Below are 25,340 nucleotides of genomic sequence, written 5' to 3'. Positions count from 1 at the left end.
CAGTAAAACGCCCTCAACCGTTGGTATCACTGGGCTGATGGTGAAAATTCAGATGCCTTGATACACTGATAAACCCTGTTAATAAAGTGATTATTTATGCGGTTTTTGCAGTATTATCAGGGTTGTGGTGTTTATTTATGCACTTTTCAAAGATGAAAAAGGGAAGCCGTCAGGTCATAGCGTAAAATCTCTTGCTAAGAACGTTTTGTAACCTGCTTACCTGACTTCCTGAACTCTTCATCAGATGTAATGACGCTGAACATGTCGATGTCTGTAGGTGACGGGGATGATACAACTTGCTTCATTAAATCCCGTGATAACACAGGAGATAAGTCTCTTGATTTTCCAATTACAGTACCGTTTCGAAGCGTGATTATTATCATTTCACGTTGCAGCTCGATGGATTGTACGAATTTTGACAGTATGAGTTGTGCTTCTACTCTTCCTGCTTTGGTCGTCAAGTCAATCTCCGACAGGTGATGCAACGGCTTATCACTCAATGTTTCACGCTGATTGAGTTCGTCTAATTCACTTTGCAAGTTACTGCGTTGAATGTTCAGTTCTTTGACCTGTTCTTTAAGCTCTGTAACATCATCCAGTTCGAGAAGCAGGGTGGTTGCCTTTTTTAGCTTGCTGGTGACTAACGAGATTTGATACTCAATCTCAGCTTTTCGTTTATCGGTGTTGTTACCATCAGACCTCTCAAGGAAGCCAATGATGTTATCAAGCATCCATTTATCAAAGGGTTTACGTTTAATGGTAGGAACATTGCAACGTCCATCAGGGACATTGTTACAACGGTAAACACCTTGATAGGTTGCCTTGACGCCTGTGGGATGTACTGAGGCACCGCATTGACAGCGAATGATTCCCTTAAATAGGTTGATAGTAATTGGATTGTCACTGGCTGGCGCTCTGCCAACACGATTTTTTGACAGAATCTCCTGAGCCTTATTAAAGGTGGCAACATCAATCGCTGGTTCATAGTAGTTGGGGATAGCGGGGCGGTCATTACGCTTGGATGCTGCCAGTGTTCCAACGGTTGACTCAGAGCGTAAGATAGTACGGACAGAGTGAACACTAAAGCCATTCGCTTTTTCACGTCGAGAGAATGACTTAATGTTGTTTGCCTGAAGGTAACGAGCAATGTTGTGAAGAGATTCACCAGAAAGGAGCAAATCGAAAATTGTCACAACGGTTGATGAGTGCTCGTTAAGTTTACGAGTATCAGGGTCTATCCAGCCTGGGACATTTTTAGTCAGTTGCTGTTTGCCTTCTAATGCAAGCTGTGCTCTATGCTCCCATGCAGCACTTACCTTGATTGATTTCTCTTTTGATTGCTGATGTGCGATGTGTGCGGCTATCTTCAACTGAATAGATGTATCAAGGTCATCAATATTGGTGCTGGTGTAGATTTTGCCTGATTCGAGACAAATCACATCAACACCTTTACCCGTAATGAGGTCTACAAGGTTTTCGGTATTACGTGCTTTCTGTCGGTTAAGACGGGTTTCTGATTCGACAAGTAAGACAGTTTGCCCTGACAGGTACCTACCATCCTGTATGTTTTGAAGCATTCGTCCAAAATCGCCTTTCAGATGGTGACCGTGATATGCCGATGCACCTTCATCTGAGAATTCATCGACAACTTTTGCATCAGGGTTATCTTTCAGCCATCTCTCAAATAGACCTTTCTGGCGGCGTATTGAGTCACCACGTTCTTGTGGCTTACTGCTGAAACGAAGGTATGTAATTACTTGACGCATAGTGATAGACTCGACGTAAATGATTATCAATTAGCAAAGAACCTTGAAAAACTATGGCTTATGCTACCTCGCCGAATAGCTCAAATACAATGACCCTTGATTTACCTCGCCGCTTTCCCTGGCCGACGCTGCTCTCCGTCGTGATTCACGGTGCTGTCGTGGCGGGTTTGCTCTATACCTCGGTTCATCAGGTTATTGAAATGCCCGCACCCGCGCAGCCGATTTCGGTGACCATGGTATCGCCAGCGGATCTCGAGCCGCCGCAGGTCGCGCCGCCACCGCCACAGCCGGTTGCTGAACCGGAGCCAGAACCCGAACCTGTTCCGGCGCCACCGAAGGAAGCCCCGGTGGTGATCCATAAACCTGAACCGAAGCCCAAACCTAAGCCGAAGCCAAAACCGGTTAAGAAGGTCGAGGAGCGTCCGAAACGCGAAGAACGTCCGGTTGAGCCACGCGCGACCCAGACGGTTGAGAATACAGCACCTTCACGTCCGGTGATGAACAACTCCGCACCGGCACCAAAACCAACGGTTGCCGCGCCAGCGGGCCCACGAGCACTGAGCCGAAACCAGCCTCAGTATCCGGCGCGAGCGCAGGCTTTACGTATTGAAGGTCGCGTACGGGTGAAATTTGACGTTACCGCAGATGGCCGCGTTGATAACGTGCAAATCTTGTCCGCTCAGCCTTCTAATATGTTTGAACGCGAAGTGAAATCGGCGATGCGCAGATGGCGCTACGAAGCCGGTAAACCGGGTAGCGGACTGATCGTGAACATTGTCTTCCGCCTGAACGGCGGGGCGCAGATGGAATAAAAAAGCCTCCGGATGGAGGCTTTTTTGTCAGATAATCAGGCCTGTGGAAGCTGACGAGGTTTACCCTCGCTATCCACTGCCACATAAATAAACAGTGCTTCAGTAGCTTTATAGCGCTGTCCAATCGGTTCTGAAGAGACCTTCTTCACCCAGACTTCAATGTTGATAGAGATGGAGGTATTGCCGCGCTTGACGCAGCGCGCGTAACAGCACACCACGTCACCTACCGCTACCGGGCGCAGGAAGGTCATTCCATCGACCCTCACGGTTACCACGCGTCCATGAGCTATCTCTTTTGCCAGAATTGCGCCGCCCATATCCATTTGCGACATCAGCCAGCCGCCAAAAATATCGCCATTGGCATTGGTGTCAGCGGGCATTGCCAGTGTGCGTAAAACCAGTTCGCCCTGAGGGGCGTTAGTTGTTGTCATTGTTTTAACTCGTAACGGAAGACTTCAGGCGGGATGCTACTATGATTTCACAGCGGAGAGAATAGACCAGAACGCCTGTCGAACACGTTCTGGTCAACCAGCAGTTAGTGCTTATCGTCCTGCGGCATATGGCGATAGATGTAAACGCCGCTGAGCAGGGTGAAAATCAGCGTCAGGGCGGTCAGGCCGAAGACCTTAAAGTTGACCCAAATGTTTTGCGGCAACCAGAAGGCAATGTAGATATTGGCAAGACCGCAAAGAATAAAGAACACCGCCCAGGCGATATTCAGTCGGGACCAGACCTGCTGCGGCAGCGTCAGCTCTTTACCCAGCATGCGCTGAATAAGCGGTTTTTTCATAACCCACTGGCTGATTAACAATGCGCCTGCAAACAGCGCGTATATCACCGTGACTTTCCACTTGATGAATTCATCATTGTGGAAGAACAGGGTCAGCCCGCCGAAAACAGCGACCAGCACGAACGTGACCAGCGCCATTTTTTCAACTTTACGATAACGTACCCAGCTGTAGATCAGCACAACCGCGGTCGCGATAATCAGCGCAGTGGTCGCAGCATAGATGTCATACAGCTTATAAAACGCGAAAAAGACCACGAGCGGTAAAAAATCAAGAAACTGCTTCATTCTGTGATTCCATCTTCTCTGTTGAGCCGGGAAGCGGGTCATGCTCCCGGCATCAGGATTACTGACGAATTAACATATACAGGCGGAACAGATAGACCAGCAGTACCGCTGAAATCAGGTTGCTCAGCGTATTCGCGACTACCGCGCCAACATTAGGCGTTAAAACCGCAAAATTCGGCGCAAACAGGAGCAGAAGCGTTTTCGCCAGCAGCCAGCCGATCACGGCAGGGGCTACCAGACGCATATTCGCCCATGCGAGCCTGATGCTGCTGCGCATTGCGGTAAAAATACCCATTTTGTCCTGCACGATCATGATCGGGGCAAAAGAGAGCACGATAGCCAGCAACACGCCCGGCACCACGACCAGCATAATCCCCATCTGCACCAGCAGGGTGGTTAAGAAGATCAGGATAAACAGCTTCGGCAAAACGGGGGCACTGGCACCAATCGCCCGTAAGGCACTGACCCGATGGCCCGCTGACACCAGCTGAATCATCAGGAGAACGCCGCCCGCCAGAATCGCATTACCAATGAGACCAGAGAACGTCGATGCGGCTGAAGCCCGCAGCAGGATTTGCTGCTGCTCTGGCGTCATGTTTTGCACCAGTTCAAACAACCCGACGCTTCCTGCCAGATTGTCACCCTGGCTCAGGCTGGCAATCTGTTCATCACTCGGTGAGAAGGCATGGCCCAGCACCACAGTGATAAAGGCGCAAAGCAACGCGATCAGTAAAAAAGTTATGAACTGATTGCGGAAAAAGTTTCCCGTGTCACGGTAGACAGACTTCGCCGTGATAGACATGCACTCTCCTTGAGTATTGCAGGTGTTAATTAGCCGGCAATTGTACACCGGATGCACCTGCTGTGGCAGCATCAAGGCTTGTATGGAAAAGCATATCTTTGTAAAGCGGCGGTAATCCGACCCGTGCGCGGGCGCGATTACAGGCGTCGTTGACCTGCCCGTCTTCCCCTGACATAGCAAATTCCCGGCAGGGGCTGGGGCGATCCTCATAGATGGAACACCGGGTTGAGACCCCGGGTTCACCCTGTAGCGCGACGCAGCGGGCTTGTTTTTGGTTCGTGCCGCGCATACAGCGCAGAAAAGGGGTTAACGGCTCAGTGAGATGAACCGGAACGGTACCGCCGCCATCGCTGGCCTCGGCCCAGTAGAAAGAGACTCGAAAATACGCACAACAGGCTCCGCACGTCATGCACGGGTTAACTTCACTCATGGCACACCTGCAAAAAAGAACGCATCAAATCAATTTGTGAGAGCGATAAATTAGCCAGCCGCCTGAGGAAGAGCAAGAGGGGGAAAAGAGAAAATTTTGTAACTGTGAAATGCCAAAAATTGACATGGAAACAACTTGCTGCCTTTCAAAGCGCCACAAAAAATTAACCCAGATCAATGAATGTTAACTTACTGGTTTTAATGTGATCTGTGGCAGATCACTTATTACTCATTTGTGAGTATATTCTCACCCGCGATTAAAACCACAACGATGGAGCGGATATGAAAAAATTAGCGGTGGCAGCCCTTGTATTAAGCAGTCTCTCTGGCGGCGCGTACGCGCACGAAGCAGGTGAATTCTTTATTCGTGCCGGTTCGGCCACGGTTCGCCCAACTGAGGGCTCTGATAACGTGCTGGGTATGGGCGGTTTTAACGTCAGTAATAACACCCAGTTAGGCTTAACGTTCACTTATATGGCGACGGATAACATTGGTGTCGAGCTTCTGGCGGCAACGCCGTTCCGTCATCGCGTCGGTCTGGGGGCAACCGGTGATATCGCCACCGTACACCATTTACCGCCAACGCTGATGGCGCAATGGTACTTTGGCGATGCCAGCAGCAAGGTGCGTCCGTATATTGGCGCCGGTGTAAACTACACCACCTTCTTCGATGAGAAATTTAACGATACCGGTAAAGAGGCCGGTCTGACTGACCTCAGCCTGAAAGATTCATGGGGTATGGCGGGACAGGTGGGGCTGGATTACCTGATTAACCGTGACTGGCTGATCAACGCCTCAGTCTGGTACATGGACATTGATACAGACGTACGCTTTAAAGCGGGCGGTGAGCAGCAAAGTATCAACACGAGACTGGACCCGTGGGTGTTTATGTTCTCTGCGGGGTATCGTTTCTAATCCCCCGGTTAAACTGGCCACGCGGTGGCCAGTTTGCATCGCACTCTTAAAACGACGGATAAACCGGTCGTTCGTCCAGCTTAAGGCAGTGCCTGAGGCGCGTTTCCCCATCATATAAATAGCTGAATGCATCGCTGGACACCGAATGGAACAGAATATCACCGTTGGCAAACGGGATAATTTCCGTGTCACCCGCGCGCTTGTGCCCTGCGCCGGTTTCAAACTGGCCGCGCCACCGTTCCTGCGTATGGTCGTAAACGTGCAGGATAACCTCGACAAGTCCTCTTTCCGGACAGTTAAGGCGCAGGAAGGTTGAAGAGAAATTCAGGGGCAGCACGTGAAAGGGAATCAATAAGGCGAAAACCAGTAAAGCTCGTAAATACATCAAACTGCGAAAACCTCCTTCAAAATGGATATGAGATTTTACTTAAGTCAGATGCGGTGGCTTTGCCCTCGATCAAGAGGTCTTATAATTCAATGCGATAAAGGCCTCTGACGAGGCCTGAACGTTCATTTTTGAATCAAATAGCGGATTGTTGGCCCGTCCTGCTGAATATCCAGCACCGTGTAGCCATGGTTTTTAGCATCCAGCGGAATGTTGTTAATGGATTGCGGGCAGTCGCTCACCACCTCCAGAATTTCCCCTTTTTTAAGCTGCGGTAGCGCTTCAAGGGTAGCCACTGCCGGATAAGGGCAGGGTTCGCCGATCATATCCAGTCGATAATCAGGCACGATCTCTTTCATGCAGCGTTCTCCTGCGTTTCAGGTTTAGCGGTGGTGCGACGGAAGAAACGTTTCTCCTGCGCGACAACCAGTAAAAAAGCGACCAGCAGCAAGGCATAGGTTACCAGCAGGCCGCCGAGCGGACCGAAGGTGCTCAACAGATTGACCTTATCCCAGTTTGTTGCGAGTACAGGTGAGACATCATCCCAGTAGTACGCCAGAATGGTTGAACCAATGACATTACCAAGGCCGACCCACCAGTAATGCACCTGGCCTTCGACGGCGCGATACATCCAGCCGGTTTCACACCCGCCTGCCAGCACAATTCCGAAGCCAAACAGCAGGCCACCAATCACCGCGTTAGGACCGGCCCACATGATTTTCGGTTCAACACCGAGTTGTACATAGCTGAAAATGCCGATGGCGCTCACCGCCATACCGGCAATGATCGCTTTTGCCATCATGGTTCGTCCGGTGATCCACATATCGCGAAACGCAGAGGTAAAGCAGATCTGCGCGCGTTCGATCAGCAGACCGAACCCTACGCCGAACAACATCGCCAGGCCGAGTTTCGGTTGATTCAGCGCTGTGCAGATTGCCCACGCGATCATGGCAAAAAAGACCAGCATACCGAGGCGAAAACGGCGTTTCGCCTGGTCCGGCTTCTGGGTCAGCGGCGACGCCGCGCTAACTTTGGTCATTTTTACCGGAATACGGAACAGCGGCAGCAGGGTGAATTTTGCACCGAAGTAAGAGCCAATCGCGGTGGCGACGGCAAAGAACCAGGCATGCAGTGAAAATTGCGGAATACCCGTGAAGAACGCGGCAAGGTTACAGCCCATCGCCAGGCGAGCACCAAACCCGGCAATAATCCCGCCGACGACCGCCTGCATAATGCGGATACGGCTTTTGGGCATGCGCAACTTGACGTTATTTGCCCACAGCGCCGCCGCGAAACAGCCGCCGAACATCCCGATGATCATCATTCCGTCGATGCGGGTAAGCGGAGTACCGTCCAGGTGAATGAGTTTAAAGTAGCCCCACTCTTCGGCATGCACGCCAGCGAGTTGCAGAAGTTGACCACCCCAGCGGGTAAACTCGCCGGTCACGGCCCAAAAGGTACCGGTAATGCCGAAATAATAAGTAGAGAGAATGCCTGCCGCGATAACGGCCGGAACAGGTGACCAGAACTTAACTAAATAAGTCTGTTTGAAGTATTGCCATGACATGAGTAAACCTCTGAACTCAGAAGGTGTATTTGGATTTAACGGGCCGGAATATATAACTTTTTGGCTTACTCTAAAACCTCTCCAAACCTACTCTCCGGGATAGCGTCATTTTTTATGACCTCCGTCATTAAATCTTCCGGTTATTTCCCGGCAATCACACCCCCGGCTGCAAAATATTCATTCCTTTCGCGGAGCCTTACTCAAAATGCGAGAGCGGCAGACATCCAGAATTTCGGCAGCCAGCGCGGAATTATCCGGGCAGGCACGGGACAACACCAGAGCCCCGACAAGATGTGCAAAGGTGTTTATCAGGTCAGCACGTGAGACATTTTCGTCGCTTAACATTGCCAGCTGACGTTCAACCCCGGCTGCAAATGTCTCTTTGATGGACTCGGACTGGCGTGCGGTGTCCGTGCCCAGGGCAGACATCACGCAACCTCCGGCCATATCATCGCGATGCTGCCGGGAGAGGTAATATTCAATGAATTTGTCTCGATCTACACCCGCCAGGTTTTCAGCGGCATGCACAAACCCGCAATTCATGGCCTCTGACATCAGGTCGGCCTTCGAACCAAAGTGCTTATAAAATCCGCCGTGGGTTAAACCCGCAGCAGACATCAGCTCCGCCACGCCCACGCCGTCATAGCCGCGTTCACGAAAAAGTTCGGATGCCGTTTCAACTATGCGCATCCGGTTCTCCCGGACCTGCTCTTTTGACACTTTCATGCTGCCCACCCCCTATAAAACAAGGCTCAATTATACATTGATGATGATCATAATCAAACCAGTTGACTTTATAGATTATGATCATCATCATTAAATCTGTATCTCCGACAGCGCTTCGCAGAGAAAGGCACGCTCTGTCAGTCTGGCTGAGATCAGCAAAGAGAGCCGGATATCTCCCGGATTTACCTGCATCGAACGGTGCAGATTCTGTTTAACATTTGATAAAGAAGATCACACATGACGAAAACTTCAGTTCTCATTACAGGCGCATCGACGGGTATTGGTGCTGTTTATGCGGAAAGGTTTGCAAGCCGTGGACATGACCTGATTCTGGTTGCCCGGGATAAAACAAAATTAGACGCACTTGCCGAACGTCTGAGACAGGAGAAGGGCGTTTCTGTAGATGTCCTGCCTGCCGATCTCACTCAGGCAGCGGAGTTAGCGACGGTGGAAACGCGTCTTCGTGAAGACGAAAAAATAGGGGTGCTGATCAATAACGCCGGCATCGCACAGTCGGGCCATTTTATCGGCCAGACGTCCGAGGCAATTGAGCGTCTTATCGCCCTGAATGTCACCGCGCTGACGAGACTTGCCAGTGCCGTGGCACCAAGGTTTGTCAACGCCGGAGAAGGTGCGATCGTCAATATCAGTTCAGTCGTTGGGCTTGCCCCGGAATTTGGCATGTCGATTTACGGTGCAACCAAAGCCTTCGTGCTTTTCTTGTCGCAGGGATTGCATCTTGAGCTGTCCTCCGCAGGCGTTTACGTCCAGGCGGTACTTCCGGCCGGCACTTACACCGAAATCTGGGAACGTGCCGGTATTGATATCAGTAAGGCGCCCGAGATGATGGAAGTGGATCAGTTAGTTGACGCAGCCCTGGCGGGCTTTGACCGTCGCGAACTCGTCACCATCCCTCCTTTACAACACGCTGCCCACTGGGATGACCTGGAGAGGACGCGTCAGGCTCTGCTGGCGGACATCAACCAGGCTAACGTGGCAGAGCGCTACAAAGTGTAGTCAGGAGGGATTCGGCATAGGACTGAGTATCGTTTTTTCACTCAGCAACAGCGTTGTTAAGAAACATGCCACAGGCAAACCCGGCAGAGTAAAAGACAAATGAATAAGAAGACGATGAAAGCGTTTACGTTTAAACGCTATGGTAAATCCCCGGGACTGGGGATCGATGACGTCGATTTTCCGTCCCCCGGTGATGATGAAATTCTGGTCAAAGTGTATGCAGTAGGTCTGAACCCAATCGATAACATGATCCCGACCGGCATGTTCAAACGCGTTCTGCATTTCAGTCTCCCCGCGACCTTGGGCAGTGATGTGTCCGGCGTTGTCGTTGCCACAGGACGTCGCGTGACGCGATTCAAGGCAGGCGACGAGATTTTCGCCAGTATTTTTGACAGGGGAACGGGGTCGCTGGCCGAATTTGTCCGGGTGCCAGAAAGCCTTGCGGCGTTAAAACCCGCCAGTCTGGATTTCGTACAGGCCGCGTCACTTCCTATGGTCAGTCTCACCTCCTGGCAAGCGCTGACAGAACGCGCGATGCTGCGAGCGGGGCAGAAAGTATTTATCCCTGCCGGATCCGGTGGAATCGGCAGTTTTGCTATCCAGCTGGCGAAACACTTTGGTGCAACGGTTGGGACGACCACCAGCGCAGCCAACATTGACTGGGTGAGCCGCCTTGGTGCAGATGACGTCGTTGACTATAGAAAGCAGGAATTCGAAAAAGTACTGAGCGGCTACGATATTGTCCTCGGTACTGTCAGAGGTGACGCGATTGAGAAATCCACGCAAATCCTTAAGCCGGGAGGGAAAATTATTTCCCTGATCGGGCCGTTAGATGCTGCTTTCGCGCGGGAACGACACCTTAATGTTTTCCTGCGTTCCGTATTAGGGCTGATGAGCCGCAAAATCATGCGGCTGTCAAAAAAGCGAGGTTTGACCTATTCGTTTCTCTTTGTTCGCCCTGATGGCAGCCAGCTCAGCCAAATCGGTGAACTCATGGACGCTGAACTCATCAAGCCCGTAATCGACAAGGTTTACCCCTTTGCCCAAACGAGCGACGCCTTCACCTATCTGGCTCGAGGGCATGCAAAGGGGAAAGTCGTCGTTAAAGTTCATGGGTGATAGCTACGAAGGCTTGAGCGCCGTTGCAGCGGCGGACCGCAGATAATGGTGATGCACTGAGTGGAACCCTGCGCATTGCCCCCCTATGCTGCCGGACCTTGTTACTGAAGGTGTGGATATTTCGCTACGTTTTGGTGAGTCGGGGGAAGGATGAACCCAATATACGTTGTACTCTGCGCGGGATTAAAACCTGGGCATTACGGATATGGCCACCCCTCAGGCGAGGGGTGGCTTTCGGGGCGGGAGAGTGATGTTTACTTCGCCGCTTCCTCGATAAGTGTGGCGACATCCTGGGGATGTGAAACCATCACGACATGGGATGCGCCTTTAATTACAACGGTGTGTTTTGATCCCGCGCGTTCAGCCATGAATCGCAAACCCTGGGCGGGGATATTCTTGTCGCCGTCACCGTAAATGAAGTAAGAGGGCAGTTTTTTCCAGGCTGGCGCACCCGATTTTTCAGTTAAAGCCGCTTCGGTAATCGGTCTTTGCCCTGCGGCCATCAGCGCCGCCTCTTCAGCTGAAACGTCATGCGCGAATTGCTGGTGGAACTTCGCCCGATCGATGGAGAGATCGACGCTACCATCAGCCAGCTTCAACGGTGTGGCAAGCGCCTGACCAAGCGTGCCGCTAGGGAATTTCCCTGCCAGGTCGGCCGCGGCTTCACCCGCGTCCGGAGCAAATGCGGCGACATAAACCAGCGATTTGACATTGTTTGTATCACGGGCCGCGTTCGTAATAACCTGGCCACCATAGGAATGCCCGACAAGGACGACCGGCCCCTTAATGTTGTTCACCACAGAAGAGACGTAAGCCGCATCACCCGAAACACTGCGCAGCGGATTCGCGGCAGCAACGACATTGTATCCATCCTTTTGCAGGATCCGGGTAACGCCATTCCAGCTAGAAGAGTCGGCAAAGGCACCATGAACCAGGACAACGGTCGGCTTAGCGGTTTCGGCGATTGCGCTGGCAGACAGCAGAACGGCGGCAACGGCAAGGGAGGCAGCAAATTTGGACATGATCATTCCTCTTTTCAATACAGTTTAAAGGGTATGCGTAGGGGGGATTGTGGCCTGTCTGAAACAGGCCACCTGGTTAGCCGCGAATAAAGGCCAGTACGTCAGCGTTAAAGCGATCGGCCTCTGTCTCCGCCAGTCCATGTGAACCGCCGGCATATATCGTCAGCGTCGCATTCGCAACGATCTCAGCGGCGCGGTGTGCGGATGCCTTAATGGGGACAATCTGGTCATCGTCGCCATGAATAATCAGCGTAGGGCGATCAATCTGCTGCAGGTCGCGTGTGTAATCGACTTCAGAGAACTCATGGATGCAGTCATATTGCCCTTTAATGCCGCCCTGCAGGCCAATTCTGCGGAAGTTTTCCCGTAACCCGTCATTGGTAGGGACATGGTCACGGTTAAAGCCATAGAACGGAATTGTCAGGTCAAAGTAAAACTGTGAGCGGTTTTTGGCCGTGCCTTCGCGGATAGCATCAAACACCTCAATCGAAGTACCGTCTGGATTGGCATCCGTCCGGAGCATAAGAGGAGGGACTGCGCCGACCAGAACGACTTTAGCCACGCGTGAGGTACCATGACGGCCGATATAATGTGCAACTTCGCCGCCCCCTGTGGAGTGACCCACTAAAATCAGATCCTTCAGATCCAGCGACTCAATCAGCTCAGCGAGATCGTCCGCATACTGATCCATATTGTTGCCGTGGAAAGTCTGGTCTGAACGCCCATGGCTGCGACGGTCATGCGCGATGACCCGGAAACCATTCTGGCTGAAAAACAGCATTTGCTGATCCCAGGCATCAGACGATAACGGCCATCCGTGAGCGAAGAGGATAGGCTGACCTGAACCCCAGTCTTTGTAAAAAATGCCTGTTCCGTCTTTGGTGATGAAAGTTGTCATTTTGTACTCCTGTTATGTGTTGTGTTATTTGTTTGTGTGCGATTTGTTTGTGTGCAAACGAATATGGCAACCCTTTTTGCCTTTGTCAATCGCTTGCAATTAAATCGTATGCAAATTATTTTAAGGGGACTGGAGGACATATGACTAAACACACTAATTCCGAGGATTCCCTGCCAGATGTGCACGGTATGCTCTGTTTCTCTCTTTACTCTGCGGGACATGCTTTTACTCAGCTCTATCGTCCCATGCTTGATAAGCTTGGCCTGACCTATCCCCAGTATCTGGTGATGGTTACCTTGTGGAATCAGGATGGGCGAACAGTGAAGGAACTGAGTGGAATTCTTTTTCTTGAGTCCAGTACGTTGACCCCTTTACTGAAGCGGCTGGAGACTGCGGGGTTGATCACCCGGACACGTAATCCGAAGGATGAGCGCGAAGTGCTTATCCACCTGACGGAGAAGGGGGAGGCGCTGAAAAGCGAGACCAGCACTATCACGCGCTGTATTGTGGATACCCTGGGGATGGACGCCGACATCATTGCTGACATCAAAGCATCAGTCGATAAGATCCGTGACAAGATCCACCGTGCGCAGAAACCGGACGCCAATGACCTGGCCTGATGGGGTCATTCGGGCAGAGACATACTGTCCATTCGTACGCTCTATGAAACACTGAATTTACTGGAGGGCTGTTTTTCGAATTGAGGAATCTCATTATGATGAGGGCTAATGATTCCCAGGGGATACCACATGCGCATTGACAATCTACAGTATTTTTTTGACCCACTTTGCGGCTGGTGTTATGCCAGCTCGCCCGCCCTGAATTATCTGGCACAACATTACATCGAAAAGCTCACGTTAATGCCCAGCGGTCTTTTTTGTGATGAGGGTGCCCGGCACATCACCGCCCAATGGGCAGAATATGCGTGGACAAACGATCGGCGTATCGCTTCGCTGACCGGTCAGCCATTCAGTGAGAGCTATCACCAGCTCCTGAACTCAGGTGCGCGCTTTGATTCGACGTTTATGAACCGGGCACTTACGGCTTTTCATGAAATCAGCCCGGCGGCAGAGGCAGGGCTGCTTCGTGCACTGCAACATGCCCGCTATGTACTGGGGCGTGATACCGCGCAAAGTGATGTGGTGGAAGAGATCGGCATCGCCTGGGCTCGGGAAAATAACGTTGACCTCAACCCTAATGACTTTGCCGGCCGGCTTGATGCCGATAACGCGCTTCGCAGCCTGACGGACGACAGGATCGCTGACGTAAAGCGTCTTATGAATCAAAAAGGTTTCAGGGGGGTTCCGCTGCTGTTGGTTACGGTTGACAGCACTGAGCACATTATCAGCGGCCACGATCTCTACGGTGGAGCAAAAAGCATCGGCGAGGCGCTGGCAAAGCTTGCGTAGCCAAAACGAGGCTTCCGGTTTTACACACCGGAGCTTCGTTTATCACCTGTTCGAATGCCCGAATCATTTCTGGCGGGAGAGGGAACGGAAAGAGCAGTAGTACCCTGCAGATGCGATAAGGCAGAGCATATACCCGAATGATTCGCTGCCTTCCTCCACGACATTCTTGACCACCCTGACGTAGCTTTGATCGAGTATCGCGTACCATAATTCGTGCATTCCAAACAGCCGGGAGAAAACCAGGACTGCCAGCAGACCACTGAGCATCATGCCGTACCACGGGGTACGGGTATAGTGGGTCAGTTGCGTAAGAGTAAGTCGGAAATGGATAACGGGATAAAGCAAAGCGCAAATAGCGGAAAGTAGTGCAAACCACACCCAACTTCCATGAGCCAGAAGATCAAAAAATGCATCCAGTTCGCGAATCAGCATGGAGAGGAAAAAGCCGCCGATCAGGATGTTGCAATAGCGCATGAATTCCCATTTCTTCGCCAGCAGGAAGTGAATAAATACGATGCTCACTAAAACCGATTCCTGCACAATTTCGGTCAGCGATATCTCCGGTATATCCAGATTAAATAAAGAGATATCCGCCCACAGACAAAGTACGGGCAAGGAGCAGGCTGCTGACGCGAAAAGAAAGAAGAAAAAGCTTTTGAGCACAGACATTAACACCACCACTTTCATTCAAAACATCTATGATAAGTGGCTTCGAACGAAAATCTATTTCACTTTGTGCGCTATAGGCATGAATTTTAAGCATATTGAGCTACTTAGCGAGGGTGCGTTCACTCTGTGCCGATAAGATCCCCCCTTTCAGGGAGCTCTCCGTCACTAAAAGAGGCAATATGCTTTGGCTATCACAGGATGCGAATACATGGCCCCAGCGGCTTTAGTTTCCATAGCCATTCAGCCGTCCGGGTGTTTAAGCGGTTATAATAAAAAATAAAAACTTTGCTTAAAAAAATTTTCTGTGCCTAAATAGCGTCATCGGTTTGGAATACAGACCTTATAAACGCAGTTTAGTAAAGCAGTCCTCAGTTCAGGTGTTATCAATAGATACTCTTCTTCGTGAGCCTCCTCCTAAGTGCCAAATAAGTTACTCTCTAAATACAGGCCATCATCGCCGCGCTTAGTGGCTCAAAAAATAAGGAATTATCTATGTCTAATAAAATGACTGGTTTAGTAAAATGGTTTAACGCTGATAAAGGTTTTGGCTTTATCACGCCTGACGACGGCAGCAAAGATGTATTCGTACATTTCTCTGCTATTCAGAGCGACAGCTTCAAATCGCTTGATGAAGGCCAGAAAGTGTCCTTCACCATTGAAAATGGCGCTAAAGGCCCGGCAGCGGGTAATGTTTCTCCGCTGTAAGTCGCGCCTGTTATCAATGACCCTTACGATAGCGATGAAGACGCGAGTCTGAGCAGTTAAGCTTCACTGATAACAAAAAACCCGCCGAGTGCGGGTTTTTTTATGGCTCCAGGAAAATTGTTATTCTGTTTAGCCGACCTGTTTTCTGAGACAATTATCCTTCACCCGGAGGCGGGATGCGGTCCCGAAGGCTGTATTCCTGTGATAAACGCCAGAAATCATGACCAGCCGGATGCTGATATAAGCGGAGCGAGAATTGACCGGCGACAGCGGTGATGTATTCAAATATCGCTGACTGGGTATTTTCATACTCCATCCACAGTACGGATGAGGTAAAACAATAAATTTCCAGGGGAATACCCGACGGCGTAGGCTTTAGCGTTCGCACGACAATATACATATCTTTGATAATATCAGGCCGATCGGCGAGCCATGCCATCAGGTAGTGCCGAAAAAGCGTTAAATTTGTCAGGCCATTATCCATAAACCAACTGTCCGGTACGCCCATGGGATCACGCCCGTCGATGAGCTTTGCCAGCGGTTCATTCGTGCCGCGCAGGGCCAGCATCGGGGCCAGCGTTTCCTGAGTGAGGAATTTAACGGAGTGCTGATCGATAGTGGTGCTGCGCATAATCCGGCGTGCCCCTGACGAAAACATGGCCTGCCAGTTGGTATACGTTTCGGTCAGGAAGTTTTTGGTCGGGATACGCGAGATTGTGTTATCCCAGTTACGGATGGTAATAGTGTGCAGCGCTATGTCGGTCACTTCGCCACTCAGGTTCTTATCGGGCATTTCAATCCAGTCCCCCAACTGCAGGACATCATTTGACGAAAGCTGGATATTGGCCACGAGCGAAAGCAGGGTGTGCTGAAAGACTAACATCAGTACGGCTGCTACGGCCCCGAGGCTGGAAATAATGATCGCAGGGGATTTATTCGACATGACGGCAAGGATCATGATCGCAGCGATGATGTGGATAAATATTTTCCCTATCTGAATATAGCCTTTGATAGAGTGATTTTTACGCTTCGTCTTGCGTAAATAAGAGCTGTTGACAATATCCAGCATCTCATTGAAGAAAACCGACAGAAAAATAAAGAATAAAATCCCACAGATGGTATTTATTGCCGTCACCAGCGATGCCGGCATATTGGGCATAAACTGCAGGACGTAATAAACGATAATAACCGGAATGAAATTTGACAGCTTCTCGGCAATACGACGATCTTTTTCCAGCGGGACATCCTGTTTGTGGCTGGAAAAGAAGACCTTACGAACGATTTTTATGAGCAGGAATTTGCACATCAGGTGCGCAAAGAAACCAGAGATGACCAGCAGAATAAGATTAAATCCAATGGCCAGAGCCGGATTGCTTTCTATGAATGTTAATAAATAATCCAAGTACACCACCGCTTATCGCCTGAATCGTATGCCATTTTGTATTAACCTCATTCAGGAGATAAATACAAAGATTTAACCAAATCATATAATGGCATATCCGGTACAGGCAAGTCCACGACCTGAATCCTAAGCCGCACCGAGCTATTTTGTTGCGGTCAGTAACTTTATTTTCAAATTCGTTCCAGGCGATAAAAGCAGGCGAATGTGCGTGGCAGTGCCCAGAATGGCGGCGCTAAAGAAACACCGTCTGGCGGCGAAGCCAGACGGTGGAGAGGTTACGCTTTGCGCGTTGCCGCTTTCATTGCGCTGACAAAGGTTTTCAGCTCAGCCAGCATTTGCTCTGGCTTGTCCACGTTCTTCTCAATGATTTTAACGATAGCGGAGCCTGAGATTGCACCGGCTGCGTTAGCGTCAATCGCCGCGGTGACCTGGTCGGGAGATGAAATCCCAAAGCCCTGCAGCGGAGGGGCCGCGTGGTATTCAGCCAGCTTTTCGACCAGATGATGCAGAGGCAGCGCCGCTTTGTTCTCCGCGCCGGTTACACCCGCACGGGAGAGCAGGTAGGTATACCCGCGACCATAGGAGGCAATCTGGCGCAGCAGTTCATCATCGGCGTTTGGCGGGCAGATGAAAATAGGTGCCACGTTATGTCGCATCGCCGCCTGACGGAACGGCGCAGACTCTTCTACCGGTACGTCTGCCACCAGAACGGAGTCGACACCCACGCGCGCGCACTCGGCGTAAAACTCATCAATACCACGGTTAAACACCAGGTTGGCGTACATCAGCAGGCCAATCGGGATCGTCGGATGCTTCTGGCGGATCGCCGCCAGCATCTCGAAGCACTGAGTGGGCGTCACGCCTGCGGCAAACGCGCGCAGGGTGGCGTTCTGGATGGTCGGGCCATCCGCCAGCGGGTCAGAGAACGGAATACCCAACTCCAGCGCGTCGGCACCCGCTTCAATCAGGGCATCGATAATCTTCAGCGACTGCTCCGGGCCAGGGTCGCCCAGCGTAACGAAGGGAACGAACGCGCCTTCCTGGCGGGATTTCAGTTCGGCAAATGCATTATCGTAGCGTTCCATCAGATTTCCCCTCGTGCTTTCAGAATATCGTGAACGGTGAAGATGTCTTTGTCACCGCGACCGGACAGGTTAACGACCAGCAGTTGCTCTTTTTCCGGGTTCTCTTTCATCATTTTCAGCGCGTGCGCCAGGGCGTGGGAAGACTCCAGCGCCGGGATAATCCCTTCGCTGCGGCACAGCGTTTTGAAGGCTTCCAGCGCTTCGTCATCGGTAATAGAAACATAATCCGCGCGACCCGTGCTGTTCAGATACGCATGCTGGGGTCCAACTGACGGAAAATCCAGGCCCGCAGAGATAGAGTAGGACTCTTCAATCTGGCCTTCCTCGGTTTGCATCATTGGCGATTTCATACCGAAGTAGATCCCCACGCGGCCATGCTTCAACGGTGCGCCATGTTCACCCGATTCAATACCGTGACCGGCAGGCTCGACGCCAATCAAACCCACGCGGGTGTCGTCGATGAAATCAGCAAACATGCCGATGGCGTTAGACCCGCCGCCGACGCAGGCGATCACCGCATCCGGCAGACGACCTTCTTTTTCAAGGATTTGCGCTTTGGTCTCTTCACCGATCATGCGCTGGAATTCGCGCACGATGGTCGGGAACGGGTGCGGACCCGCCGCGGTACCGAGCATGTAGTGCGCGGTTTCGTAGCTGCCAGACCAGTCGCGCAGCGCTTCGTTACAGGCATCTTTCAGCGTCGCGGAGCCGCTGTGCACCGGGATCACTTCCGCCCCCATCAGGCGCATACGGAACACGTTCGGAGACTGACGCTCAACGTCTTTCGCACCCATGTAAATGCGACATTTCAGGCCGAGCAGGGCGCTGGCGAGCGCAGAGGCTACGCCGTGCTGGCCTGCACCGGTTTCAGCAATAATTTCGGTTTTCCCCATACGCTTCGCGAGCAGCGCCTGGCCGAGAACCTGGTTAGTTTTATGTGCGCCACCGTGCAGCAGATCCTCACGCTTGAGATACAACGTCGTGTTTGTGCCTTCGGTCAGGTTGCGACATTTCGTCAGCGCTGTCGGACGGCCCGCATAGTTTTTCAGCAGGTCGGTAAATTCCGCCTGAAATGCCGGATCTTTCTGCGCACTGACGAACGCCTCTTCCAGCTGGCGCAGGGCGGGCATCAGGATTTGCGGGACGTACATCCCGCCGAACTCACCAAAATACGGGTTAAGTAATGTCGTCATCTTCTCTTCCTTAATATGCACGCAGAGTGTTAAAAACCGAGGCCAGTTTGCTGGCATCTTTAATACCCGGTTGTGACTCTACGCCTGAATTGAAATCGAGGCCTGCGCAGCCCGCTTTGGCGGCTTCCACGCAGTTATCCGGGCTTAATCCACCCGCCAGCAGGACGTTGTCCAGCTTTTCGCCATTTAGCAGTGACCAGTCAAAACGCTGACCCGTACCGCCCTGGCCGTTGTCGAGCACATATTTATCAACATGATTCAGGTTACGTGCGGGCAGGGTGGTACCCACGCTTTGTGCTTTCCAGATCTGCACCTGAGGGGCGAGGTCTGCACGCAGCTTATCGATGTAGGCTTGATCCTCATCGCCATGCAGTTGCACCGCACTCAGGGATAACGTTTCGGCTTTTGCCACGACGTCTGCGATATCCGCATTACGGAACACGCCCACATAGCTAAGTGGCGCTGCTGCGATCACATTGCGCGCCTGTTCCTCACTGACGGCACGAGGCGAGGCGTCAACAAAGATCAGGCCGCCGTAAATGGCCCCCGCGTCATACGCGGCCAGGGCATCCTGTTCGCGAGTTAAGCCACACACTTTGTTTTCACCGAGCAGGACGCGACGTACCGCGGCGTTAAGGTCGTCATGTTCCATCATGGCGGAACCAATCAGGAAACCGTTGGCGAAGTGGCTCAGCTCGCGCACCTGAGCGTAGCTGTTAATGCCGGATTCGCTGATTACCGTGACGCCAGAACCCAGACGCGGCGCAAGCTGGCGCGTACGGTTCAGGTCAATCGACAGGTCGCGAAGATCGCGGTTGTTAATGCCGACCACTTTGGCTTCCAGCGCGATGGCGCGCTCCAGTTCTTCTTCATTACTTACCTCGGTCAGCACGCCCATGTTCAGACTGTGCGCTACGGCAGACAGCTGGCGATACTGCTCGTCGTCGAGTACCGAGAGCATTAGCAGGCAGGCGTCAGCCTGGTAAAAACGCGCAAGCCAGATCTGATACGGGTCGATAATAAAGTCTTTGCACAGGATCGGCTGCGGCGCGATGCCGCTGACGATGGGCAGAAAATCGAAGCTGCCCTGGAAATATTTCTCATCCGTCAGCACGGAGATGGCGGACGCATGATGCTTATAAATACCGGCGATACGCGCCGGGTCGAAATCGTCACGAATAACGCCTTTTGACGGAGAGGCCTTTTTGCACTCCAAAATAAAGGCGGTGCGTGCGCCCTGCAGGGCGTCATAGAAACGACGGCTGCTGGGAACAACATCATTCTGGAAACTGGCAAGCGGCTGCTCTGCTTTGCGGGCTTCCACCCAGATGGCCTTATCGGCAACGATTTTCGCTAAAACGGTCTGCATTCTTTACCCTCTTGCCGCAAGTGCGGTAACGCGATCGTAAGCTGCACCGGAGCGCAGTACATCCAGAACTTTTTGGGCGTTAGCCTTCAGGTCTTCCTCACCGTGCAAACGCATCAGCATGGCGACGTTGGCTGCCACGGCGGCCTCATGCGCGGCCTCACCTTTACCTTGTAGTAAGCGCGTCAGAATGTCACGGTTTTCTTCCGGCGTGCCGCCCGCCAGCGCGTCCTGATGATAGGGTGTTAAGCCGAAATCAGACGCCTCGAGCTGATAGCTAAGCACTTCGCCGTTGTTCAGCTCGGCCACAAGCGTCGGTGCGTGGAGAGAAACTTCATCCATACCGCCGCTGTGTACCACGGCGGCACGCTGGTAACCCAGGACGCGCAGCGTCTCGGCAATCGGCAGGACCAGCTCAGGGCTGTATACGCCAATCAATGCCAGCGGCGGATGGGCCGGGTTAATCAGCGGACCGAGCACGTTAAAGAGCGTGCGGGTTTTAAGCTGCTGGCGCACCGGCATCGCATGGCGGAAACCGGTGTGGTACTTCGGCGCGAACAGGAAGCAGACGCCCAGGTCATCCAGCGCTTCTCGGGAACGTTCGGCATTCATGTCGAGGTTAATACCGAACGCGGCCAGCAGATCGGAGGAGCCAGACCGACTGGAAACGCTGCGATTACCGTGTTTCGCCACCTTCATCCCGCATGCCGCCGCCACAAAGGCGCTGGCAGTCGAAATATTGATACTGTTGCTGCCGTCGCCGCCGGTGCCGACGATATCGGCAAACGGATAGTCCGGGCGCGGGAACGGGGCGGCATTTTCCAGCAGGGCCGTGGCGGCACCGGCGATCTCCTGCGGGCTTTCGCCGCGCACTTTCATGCTCACCAGCGCCGCGGCCAGCTGTTCAGGCTTCAGCTCGCCACGCACTACAGCGGAGAAGAGCTGGTGGCTCTCCTGCTGGCTAAGGGTCTGCGCCTGGTACAGTTTCTCCAGAATCGGTTGCAGGGTATTGGTCTGCTCCAGCTTCTGTAGCGCCCAGTCGAGGGTCTGCTCCAGCAGACGAGCACCGTGTGATGTCAGGATCGATTCCGGGTGGAACTGCATGCCGCAGACGCGATCCGCGTCGTGACGTACCGCCATCACCATCCCTTCAAACGAGGCATTAATCGTCAGCCCGGCGGGAATATTACTCCCGACCAGCGAGTGATAGCGCGCAACCGGAAGTGGATTCGGTAACCCGGCAAACATCGCCTGGCCGTCATGTTCAATGCTGGAGGCTTTACCGTGCAGGATCTCGCCCGCCTGGCCGACATAGCCGCCGTAGGCTTCAACGATCGCCTGGTGACCGAGGCAGATGCCGATAATCGGTAGCTTGCCGCGCATGCGGGTCAGCAGCTCCGGCATACAGCCTGCTTCGCTTGGCGCGCCCGGACCCGGGGAGAGCATCAGCACCGGGTTTTGCATGGTCGCCAGACGGTCAATCAGGGTCTGCGCCGGTACGTGGTTGCGGTAAATAACGACGTTATGGCCATTCGCACGCAGCTGATCTGCCAGGTTATAGGTAAAGGAGTCGATATTATCGAGCAGCAGAATGTCAGCCATCAGAAAATCTCCTGTGCATGATGTGCGGTAGCAATGGCGCGCAATACCGCGCGAGCCTTACTGCGGGTTTCGTCAGCTTCAGACTGCGGAACAGAGTCGAGAACAATCCCGGCGCCGGCCTGGATGGTGGCAATTCCGTCTTCAACGTAGGCAGAGCGGATCACGATGCAGGTATCGAGATCGCCGTGGGCGGTGAAGTAACCCACCGCGCCGCCGTAGCTGCCGCGACGACGACCTTCGGCGGCGGCAATCAACTGCATCGCACGCACTTTCGGCGCGCCGCTCAGGGTGCCCATGTTCATGCAGGCCCGATAGGCGTGCAGCACATCGAGGTCGCTGCGCAGTTCACCCACCACGCGGGAGACCAGATGCATGACGAAGGAATAACGGTCGACTTTGGTCAGATCAGCCACGTAACGGCTACCCGGCGTGCAAATACGCGCAAGGTCGTTACGCGCCAGGTCAACCAGCATCAGATGCTCGGAGAGCTCTTTGTGGTCAGTACGCATTTCCAGTTCAATGCGGCTGTCGAGATCGCGATCCAGTGAACCGTCGGCACGACGGCCGCGGGGGCGGGTGCCTGCAATTGGGTAGATCTCAATCTGGCGGCTTGTAGCGTCGTATTTCAGGGAGCTTTCCGGTGACGCACCAAACAGAGTGAAATCATTGTCCTGCATAAAGAACATGTAAGGGCTCGGGTTACTCTTTTTCAGCACATCGTACGCTGCCAGCGGCGACGGGCAGGGCAGAGAGAAACGACGGGAAGGCACTACCTGGAAAATTTCCCCGGCGCGAATCGCTTTTTGCATCTGGCGAACCACGGCCCCGTACTGATCGTCGGTCTGGTTAACCTCACACGTCATCTGCTCGACGCGATGTACCGGCAGCGCAGGGGGCGCCTCCGTCATTTGCTGCTGGAGTTGAGCGATGCGATTTTCGAGGCGCTCTTTCTCAGCCGCGGACGGTGTGAACAGGCTGGCCTGGATGCGGGTGTATTTTTTCTGATGGTCGATCACCAGCAGGGTCTCGGCCAGATAGAAGCAGTAATCCGGGCAGCGGTTACCCTGCTCGGTTTCCGGCAAATCTTCAAACCCGGCGACCAGGTCATATGCAAACAGCCCGCCGAAGAACATCGCTTCACGCTCATCTTCCGGCACGGTGACCAGATTTTGCAGCAGGCGGAAGGCGTCGAAAACGGACAGCGAGCAGAGGCGGGCATCTTCGTCCAGCAGCTGGCTTACCGGAGGAAAATGCAGAATTCGCTGGTCCGGGTGACGTTTATTCTCGATGCCCGCAGGCAGGGCAGCATCGAGCAGCGGCAGCAGCGATGCGCCATTGTCAGAAAGTGCCTTGATGGTGACAGTGTCACCTAACGCGGTAATGCGCAGTGCGCTGTCAACCAGCAACAGGCTTTTAAGATCGTCCTTGCTGTCGATATCTGCAGACTCCAGCAGCAGCGTTGCCGGACGTGCGCCGCACACCTGATGAAACAGCGCGGTCGGGTTGTGGCGATAGGCCGCCTCGCAGGTCAGCAGGTCGAGATGGGGTTTGGCTGTTTGCATGTTGTTGTTCTCATTTATTCTGTTCAAAAAAAAACCCGCTGGGTAGCGGGCTGGGTATCTGTTTGCATTTCGCAGACGCGTGACACTGCCCGAAAATCAGGAAGTGCGCCACCAACCGTGCAGAGTGAAATGTGCTGTCATTTTCAGATACCTTTCTCGTGTGAACTTTCGTACTAGTTAACTAGTTCGGTGGCGAGTTGTCAACCCTTGATTTCAGAATTTCGCGTTAAGTCGGTATCATGGCGGTTTCGGATGTCTCCAACCTGTTATGGGAAGTGCTTTGAGCGATACCACCTACGCCATTATTTATGATTTACACAGCCATACGCAGGCTTCTGATGGTCTGCTGACACCCGAAGCTCTGGTTCATCGCGCGGTTGAGATGCGCGTCGGCACGCTGGCGATAACCGATCACGATACCACTGATGCCATTCCGGCAGCGCGCGCTGAGATTGCCCGCAGCGGGCTGGCGCTGAATCTGGTCACCGGGGTCGAGATCTCAACCGTCTGGGAAAACCATGAAATTCATATCGTTGGTCTGAACATCGATATAGAACATCCGGCACTTGTAACGTTTTTGCAAGAACAAAAAACGCGCCGCAACCAGCGAGCGGAGATGATCGGCGAGCGTCTGGAAAAGGCGCATATTCCGGGCGCGCTGGAAGGGGCACAAGCGCTCGCGAACGGTGGGGCAGTCACGCGCGGTCATTTCGCCCGTTTTCTGGTTGAAGCGGGCAAGGCAACGACCATGGCGGATGTTTTTAAAAAGTATCTGGCGCGCGGGAAAACCGGATACGTTCCGCCACAGTGGTGTACAATAAAACAAGCTATTGATGTGATTCATCATTCTGGCGGTAAGGTCGTGCTGGCCCATCCGGGGCGGTATAATCTTTCTGCTAAATGGCTGAAAAGACTGCTGGCACACTTTGCTGAATGCGGTGGCGAGGCGATGGAAGTCGCCCAGTGTCAGCAGGCACCCAATGAGCGTGCGCAGCTTGCGACTTATGCTCGCCAGTTCGGCCTGTCAGGGTCGCAGGGCTCTGATTTCCATCAGCCCTGCGCGTGGATTGAACTGGGGCGCAAGCTTTGGTTACCGGCAGGCGTTGAGCCGGTCTGGCAGCTCTGGGAACATCCGCAGCAAATTGAAGAGAGGGAAGTATGAGTCAGTTTTTCTATATTCATCCGGATAACCCGCAGCCACGTCTGATCAATCAGGCCGTGGAGATCGTCCGCAAAGGCGGCGTGATTGTTTACCCGACCGATTCTGGCTACGCGCTGGGCTGCAAAATTGAAGACAAAGGGGCGATGGAGCGTATCTGCCGTATTCGCCAGCTTCCGGACGGCCATAACTTTACGCTGATGTGTCGCGATCTCTCTGAGCTGTCGACCTATGCGTATGTTGATAACGTGGCGTTTCGCCTGATTAAAAACAACACGCCGGGTAACTACACCTTCATCCTGAAAGGGACGAAAGAGGTTCCGCGCCGCCTGTTGCAGGAAAAACGGAAAACCATCGGGATGCGCGTGCCGTCCAACCCGATTGCGCAGGCACTGCTGGAAACCCTCGGCGAACCGATGCTCTCGACTTCGCTGATGCTGCCGGGAAGTGAGTTTACCGAGTCCGACCCGGAAGAGATCAAAGATCGTCTGGAGAAGGTGGTTGAGCTGATTATTCACGGCGGCTATCTTGGTCAGCAACCGACCACCGTGGTCGACTTAACCGAAGATGCGCCAGAAGTGATTCGTGAAGGCGTGGGCGATGTTAAGCCTTTCTTGTAGAGGTGTAAGCAGATATACTACGCGGCCATCAAAGC

The 25,340-nt window shown here is 52.9% G+C and carries 28 protein-coding genes and 1 other annotated feature; of the genes, 10 read left to right on the top strand and 18 right to left on the bottom strand.

The window, feature by feature from the left end; genetic code table 11:
• Window positions 1-194: 194 nt before the first annotated feature.
• A complete protein-coding gene (locus tag BFV64_RS12600; RefSeq protein ID WP_069602484.1) occupies window positions 195-1,766 on the bottom strand; it encodes a recombinase family protein in 1,572 nt (523 codons plus the stop codon).
• Window positions 1,767-1,855: 89 nt separating this feature from the next.
• Here BFV64_RS12600 and tonB point away from each other — a divergent pair, with 89 nt between their 5' ends.
• Window positions 1,856-2,578 (top strand): TonB system transport protein TonB, encoded by a 723-nt coding sequence (tonB, locus tag BFV64_RS12595; protein ID WP_045135474.1) that lies wholly within the window; start codon window positions 1,856-1,858, stop codon window positions 2,576-2,578.
• A gap of 35 nt (window positions 2,579-2,613) precedes the next feature.
• Here tonB and yciA read toward each other — a convergent pair whose 3' ends face one another.
• The 4 genes from yciA to BFV64_RS12575 all read right to left on the bottom strand — a co-directional run bounded on the left by yciA (window position 2,614) and on the right by BFV64_RS12575 (window position 4,885).
• Entirely contained in the window at window positions 2,614-3,009 is a 396-nt protein-coding gene (yciA, locus tag BFV64_RS12590) for an acyl-CoA thioester hydrolase YciA (protein ID WP_008502796.1), read from the bottom strand.
• A 104-nt stretch (window positions 3,010-3,113) separates the two neighbouring features.
• On the bottom strand, window positions 3,114-3,653 hold the full coding sequence (locus BFV64_RS12585; RefSeq protein WP_014884118.1) for a septation protein A: 540 nt from the start codon (window positions 3,651-3,653) through the stop codon (window positions 3,114-3,116).
• Between the two features lie 58 nt (window positions 3,654-3,711).
• The gene (locus BFV64_RS12580; RefSeq protein WP_014884117.1) at window positions 3,712-4,455 is read right to left on the bottom strand and encodes a YciC family protein; all 744 of its coding nucleotides are present in this window, start codon (window positions 4,453-4,455) and stop codon (window positions 3,712-3,714) included.
• Between the two features lie 25 nt (window positions 4,456-4,480).
• A complete protein-coding gene (locus BFV64_RS12575) occupies window positions 4,481-4,885 on the bottom strand; it encodes a YkgJ family cysteine cluster protein (RefSeq protein ID WP_014884116.1) in 405 nt (134 codons plus the stop codon).
• 281 nt (window positions 4,886-5,166) lie between these two features.
• On the opposite strand from BFV64_RS12575, the gene ompW reads away from it, so the two are divergent.
• Both ompW and BFV64_RS25650 read left to right on the top strand, forming a co-directional pair.
• On the top strand, window positions 5,167-5,799 hold the full coding sequence (gene ompW, locus BFV64_RS12570) for an outer membrane protein OmpW (RefSeq protein ID WP_014884115.1): 633 nt from the start codon (window positions 5,167-5,169) through the stop codon (window positions 5,797-5,799).
• A gap of 145 nt (window positions 5,800-5,944) precedes the next feature.
• Window positions 5,945-6,115 carry a hypothetical protein gene (locus BFV64_RS25650; protein ID WP_154816661.1) on the top strand — a complete coding sequence of 57 codons (171 nt, stop codon included), beginning with the start codon at window positions 5,945-5,947 and terminating at the stop codon, window positions 6,113-6,115.
• A gap of 194 nt (window positions 6,116-6,309) precedes the next feature.
• Here the strand turns inward: BFV64_RS25650 and yedF are convergent, their stop codons facing one another.
• The 3 genes from yedF to BFV64_RS12550 form a co-directional block, all read right to left on the bottom strand.
• Window positions 6,310-6,543, bottom strand: a complete 234-nt coding sequence (gene yedF, locus BFV64_RS12560) for a sulfurtransferase-like selenium metabolism protein YedF (RefSeq protein ID WP_014884113.1) — start codon at window positions 6,541-6,543, stop codon at window positions 6,310-6,312.
• The gene (yedE, locus tag BFV64_RS12555; RefSeq protein ID WP_023338394.1) at window positions 6,540-7,751 is read right to left on the bottom strand and encodes a selenium metabolism membrane protein YedE/FdhT; all 1,212 of its coding nucleotides are present in this window, start codon (window positions 7,749-7,751) and stop codon (window positions 6,540-6,542) included. The genes yedF and yedE overlap by 4 nt, the downstream gene beginning before the upstream one ends.
• Before the next feature lie 177 nt (window positions 7,752-7,928).
• A complete protein-coding gene (locus tag BFV64_RS12550) occupies window positions 7,929-8,477 on the bottom strand; it encodes a TetR/AcrR family transcriptional regulator (protein ID WP_069602135.1) in 549 nt (182 codons plus the stop codon).
• A 237-nt stretch (window positions 8,478-8,714) separates the two neighbouring features.
• Here BFV64_RS12550 and BFV64_RS12545 point away from each other — a divergent pair, with 237 nt between their 5' ends.
• Window positions 8,715-9,494 (top strand): SDR family NAD(P)-dependent oxidoreductase, encoded by a 780-nt coding sequence (locus tag BFV64_RS12545; protein WP_069602134.1) that lies wholly within the window; start codon window positions 8,715-8,717, stop codon window positions 9,492-9,494.
• A 99-nt stretch (window positions 9,495-9,593) separates the two neighbouring features.
• Entirely contained in the window at window positions 9,594-10,613 is a 1,020-nt protein-coding gene (locus BFV64_RS12540) for an NADP-dependent oxidoreductase (RefSeq protein ID WP_069602133.1), read from the top strand.
• Window positions 10,614-10,867: 254 nt separating this feature from the next.
• On the opposite strand, the gene BFV64_RS12535 is transcribed toward BFV64_RS12540, so the two are convergent.
• Entirely contained in the window at window positions 10,868-11,635 is a 768-nt protein-coding gene (locus BFV64_RS12535) for an alpha/beta fold hydrolase (RefSeq protein ID WP_069602132.1), read from the bottom strand.
• A gap of 76 nt (window positions 11,636-11,711) precedes the next feature.
• Window positions 11,712-12,533 (bottom strand): alpha/beta fold hydrolase, encoded by an 822-nt coding sequence (locus tag BFV64_RS12530; protein WP_014884108.1) that lies wholly within the window; start codon window positions 12,531-12,533, stop codon window positions 11,712-11,714.
• 140 nt (window positions 12,534-12,673) lie between these two features.
• Between BFV64_RS12530 and BFV64_RS12525 the strand changes: the two genes are divergently transcribed.
• Entirely contained in the window at window positions 12,674-13,153 is a 480-nt protein-coding gene (locus BFV64_RS12525) for a MarR family winged helix-turn-helix transcriptional regulator (protein ID WP_014884107.1), read from the top strand.
• Between the two features lie 129 nt (window positions 13,154-13,282).
• Entirely contained in the window at window positions 13,283-13,942 is a 660-nt protein-coding gene (locus tag BFV64_RS12520; protein WP_014884106.1) for a DsbA family protein, read from the top strand.
• A gap of 63 nt (window positions 13,943-14,005) precedes the next feature.
• On the opposite strand, the gene BFV64_RS12515 is transcribed toward BFV64_RS12520, so the two are convergent.
• Window positions 14,006-14,611 (bottom strand): hypothetical protein, encoded by a 606-nt coding sequence (locus tag BFV64_RS12515; protein ID WP_032629007.1) that lies wholly within the window; start codon window positions 14,609-14,611, stop codon window positions 14,006-14,008.
• Between the two features lie 492 nt (window positions 14,612-15,103).
• Between BFV64_RS12515 and cspE the strand changes: the two genes are divergently transcribed.
• Window positions 15,104-15,316, top strand: a complete 213-nt coding sequence (gene cspE / locus BFV64_RS12505; RefSeq protein WP_014884103.1) for a transcription antiterminator/RNA stability regulator CspE — start codon at window positions 15,104-15,106, stop codon at window positions 15,314-15,316.
• Window positions 15,317-15,470: 154 nt separating this feature from the next.
• On the opposite strand, the gene BFV64_RS26145 is transcribed toward cspE, so the two are convergent.
• The 7 genes from BFV64_RS26145 to trpL form a co-directional block, all read right to left on the bottom strand.
• Window positions 15,471-16,727: a mechanosensitive ion channel family protein gene (locus tag BFV64_RS26145; protein WP_023330557.1), complete on the bottom strand. Its 1,257-nt coding sequence runs from the start codon at window positions 16,725-16,727 to the stop codon at window positions 15,471-15,473.
• Between the two features lie 266 nt (window positions 16,728-16,993).
• A complete protein-coding gene (gene trpA, locus BFV64_RS12495; RefSeq protein WP_014884101.1) occupies window positions 16,994-17,803 on the bottom strand; it encodes a tryptophan synthase subunit alpha in 810 nt (269 codons plus the stop codon).
• A complete protein-coding gene (gene trpB / locus BFV64_RS12490) occupies window positions 17,803-18,996 on the bottom strand; it encodes a tryptophan synthase subunit beta (protein WP_014884100.1) in 1,194 nt (397 codons plus the stop codon). The genes trpA and trpB overlap by 1 nt, the downstream gene beginning before the upstream one ends.
• Window positions 18,997-19,006: 10 nt before the next feature.
• The gene (gene trpCF / locus BFV64_RS12485) at window positions 19,007-20,365 is read right to left on the bottom strand and encodes a bifunctional indole-3-glycerol-phosphate synthase TrpC/phosphoribosylanthranilate isomerase TrpF (RefSeq protein WP_014884099.1); all 1,359 of its coding nucleotides are present in this window, start codon (window positions 20,363-20,365) and stop codon (window positions 19,007-19,009) included.
• A 3-nt stretch (window positions 20,366-20,368) separates the two neighbouring features.
• Window positions 20,369-21,964 carry a bifunctional anthranilate synthase glutamate amidotransferase component TrpG/anthranilate phosphoribosyltransferase TrpD gene (gene trpD / locus BFV64_RS12480; RefSeq protein WP_014884098.1) on the bottom strand — a complete coding sequence of 532 codons (1,596 nt, stop codon included), beginning with the start codon at window positions 21,962-21,964 and terminating at the stop codon, window positions 20,369-20,371.
• Window positions 21,964-23,526, bottom strand: a complete 1,563-nt coding sequence (locus BFV64_RS12475; RefSeq protein ID WP_069602131.1) for an anthranilate synthase component 1 — start codon at window positions 23,524-23,526, stop codon at window positions 21,964-21,966. The genes trpD and BFV64_RS12475 overlap by 1 nt, the downstream gene beginning before the upstream one ends.
• A 25-nt stretch (window positions 23,527-23,551) precedes the next feature.
• Window positions 23,552-23,646, bottom strand: a sequence feature (Trp leader region).
• On the bottom strand, window positions 23,623-23,667 hold the full coding sequence (gene trpL / locus BFV64_RS26140) for a trp operon leader peptide (RefSeq protein WP_106993556.1): 45 nt from the start codon (window positions 23,665-23,667) through the stop codon (window positions 23,623-23,625). It overlaps the preceding feature by 24 nt.
• Before the next feature lie 139 nt (window positions 23,668-23,806).
• Here trpL and rnm point away from each other — a divergent pair, with 139 nt between their 5' ends.
• Window positions 23,807-24,688: an RNase RNM gene (gene rnm / locus BFV64_RS12470; protein ID WP_069602130.1), complete on the top strand. Its 882-nt coding sequence runs from the start codon at window positions 23,807-23,809 to the stop codon at window positions 24,686-24,688.
• Window positions 24,685-25,305 (top strand): L-threonylcarbamoyladenylate synthase, encoded by a 621-nt coding sequence (locus tag BFV64_RS12465; RefSeq protein WP_003856793.1) that lies wholly within the window; start codon window positions 24,685-24,687, stop codon window positions 25,303-25,305. The genes rnm and BFV64_RS12465 overlap by 4 nt, the downstream gene beginning before the upstream one ends.
• The last annotated feature ends 35 nt before the right edge of the window (window positions 25,306-25,340 follow it).

The organism is Enterobacter kobei (assembly GCF_001729765.1).
Taxonomy (GTDB): Bacteria; Pseudomonadota; Gammaproteobacteria; order Enterobacterales; family Enterobacteriaceae; genus Enterobacter; species Enterobacter kobei.
The sequence above is the reverse complement of the archived record's forward strand: the minus strand, read 5'-3'. Positions and strand labels throughout refer to the sequence as shown.

What these genes read in the sequence shown, in the direction of transcription:
- BFV64_RS12580 (WP_014884117.1), bottom strand. Translation starts at nt 4,455, where the DNA reads ATGTCTATCACGGCGAAGTCTGTCTACCGTGACACGGGAAACTTTTTC.
- BFV64_RS12535 (WP_069602132.1), bottom strand. Translation starts at nt 11,635, where the DNA reads ATGTCCAAATTTGCTGCCTCCCTTGCCGTTGCCGCCGTTCTGCTGTCT.
- BFV64_RS12465 (WP_003856793.1), top strand. Translation starts at nt 24,685, where the DNA reads ATGAGTCAGTTTTTCTATATTCATCCGGATAACCCGCAGCCACGTCTG.
- BFV64_RS12520 (WP_014884106.1), top strand. Translation starts at nt 13,283, where the DNA reads ATGCGCATTGACAATCTACAGTATTTTTTTGACCCACTTTGCGGCTGG.
- trpA (WP_014884101.1), bottom strand. Translation starts at nt 17,803, where the DNA reads ATGGAACGCTACGATAATGCATTTGCCGAACTGAAATCCCGCCAGGAA.
- BFV64_RS12530 (WP_014884108.1), bottom strand. Translation starts at nt 12,533, where the DNA reads ATGACAACTTTCATCACCAAAGACGGAACAGGCATTTTTTACAAAGAC.
- tonB (WP_045135474.1), top strand. Translation starts at nt 1,856, where the DNA reads ATGACCCTTGATTTACCTCGCCGCTTTCCCTGGCCGACGCTGCTCTCC.
- ompW (WP_014884115.1), top strand. Translation starts at nt 5,167, where the DNA reads ATGAAAAAATTAGCGGTGGCAGCCCTTGTATTAAGCAGTCTCTCTGGC.
- BFV64_RS12600 (WP_069602484.1), bottom strand. Translation starts at nt 1,766, where the DNA reads ATGCGTCAAGTAATTACATACCTTCGTTTCAGCAGTAAGCCACAAGAA.
- BFV64_RS12540 (WP_069602133.1), top strand. Translation starts at nt 9,594, where the DNA reads ATGAATAAGAAGACGATGAAAGCGTTTACGTTTAAACGCTATGGTAAA.
- BFV64_RS12515 (WP_032629007.1), bottom strand. Translation starts at nt 14,611, where the DNA reads ATGTCTGTGCTCAAAAGCTTTTTCTTCTTTCTTTTCGCGTCAGCAGCC.
- cspE (WP_014884103.1), top strand. Translation starts at nt 15,104, where the DNA reads ATGTCTAATAAAATGACTGGTTTAGTAAAATGGTTTAACGCTGATAAA.
- trpD (WP_014884098.1), bottom strand. Translation starts at nt 21,964, where the DNA reads ATGGCTGACATTCTGCTGCTCGATAATATCGACTCCTTTACCTATAAC.
- BFV64_RS12575 (WP_014884116.1), bottom strand. Translation starts at nt 4,885, where the DNA reads ATGAGTGAAGTTAACCCGTGCATGACGTGCGGAGCCTGTTGTGCGTAT.
- BFV64_RS12525 (WP_014884107.1), top strand. Translation starts at nt 12,674, where the DNA reads ATGACTAAACACACTAATTCCGAGGATTCCCTGCCAGATGTGCACGGT.
- BFV64_RS12545 (WP_069602134.1), top strand. Translation starts at nt 8,715, where the DNA reads ATGACGAAAACTTCAGTTCTCATTACAGGCGCATCGACGGGTATTGGT.
- BFV64_RS12550 (WP_069602135.1), bottom strand. Translation starts at nt 8,477, where the DNA reads ATGAAAGTGTCAAAAGAGCAGGTCCGGGAGAACCGGATGCGCATAGTT.
- BFV64_RS12475 (WP_069602131.1), bottom strand. Translation starts at nt 23,526, where the DNA reads ATGCAAACAGCCAAACCCCATCTCGACCTGCTGACCTGCGAGGCGGCC.
- yedF (WP_014884113.1), bottom strand. Translation starts at nt 6,543, where the DNA reads ATGAAAGAGATCGTGCCTGATTATCGACTGGATATGATCGGCGAACCC.
- trpCF (WP_014884099.1), bottom strand. Translation starts at nt 20,365, where the DNA reads ATGCAGACCGTTTTAGCGAAAATCGTTGCCGATAAGGCCATCTGGGTG.
- trpB (WP_014884100.1), bottom strand. Translation starts at nt 18,996, where the DNA reads ATGACGACATTACTTAACCCGTATTTTGGTGAGTTCGGCGGGATGTAC.
- yedE (WP_023338394.1), bottom strand. Translation starts at nt 7,751, where the DNA reads ATGTCATGGCAATACTTCAAACAGACTTATTTAGTTAAGTTCTGGTCA.
- yciA (WP_008502796.1), bottom strand. Translation starts at nt 3,009, where the DNA reads ATGACAACAACTAACGCCCCTCAGGGCGAACTGGTTTTACGCACACTG.
- BFV64_RS12585 (WP_014884118.1), bottom strand. Translation starts at nt 3,653, where the DNA reads ATGAAGCAGTTTCTTGATTTTTTACCGCTCGTGGTCTTTTTCGCGTTT.
- BFV64_RS25650 (WP_154816661.1), top strand. Translation starts at nt 5,945, where the DNA reads ATGGAACAGAATATCACCGTTGGCAAACGGGATAATTTCCGTGTCACC.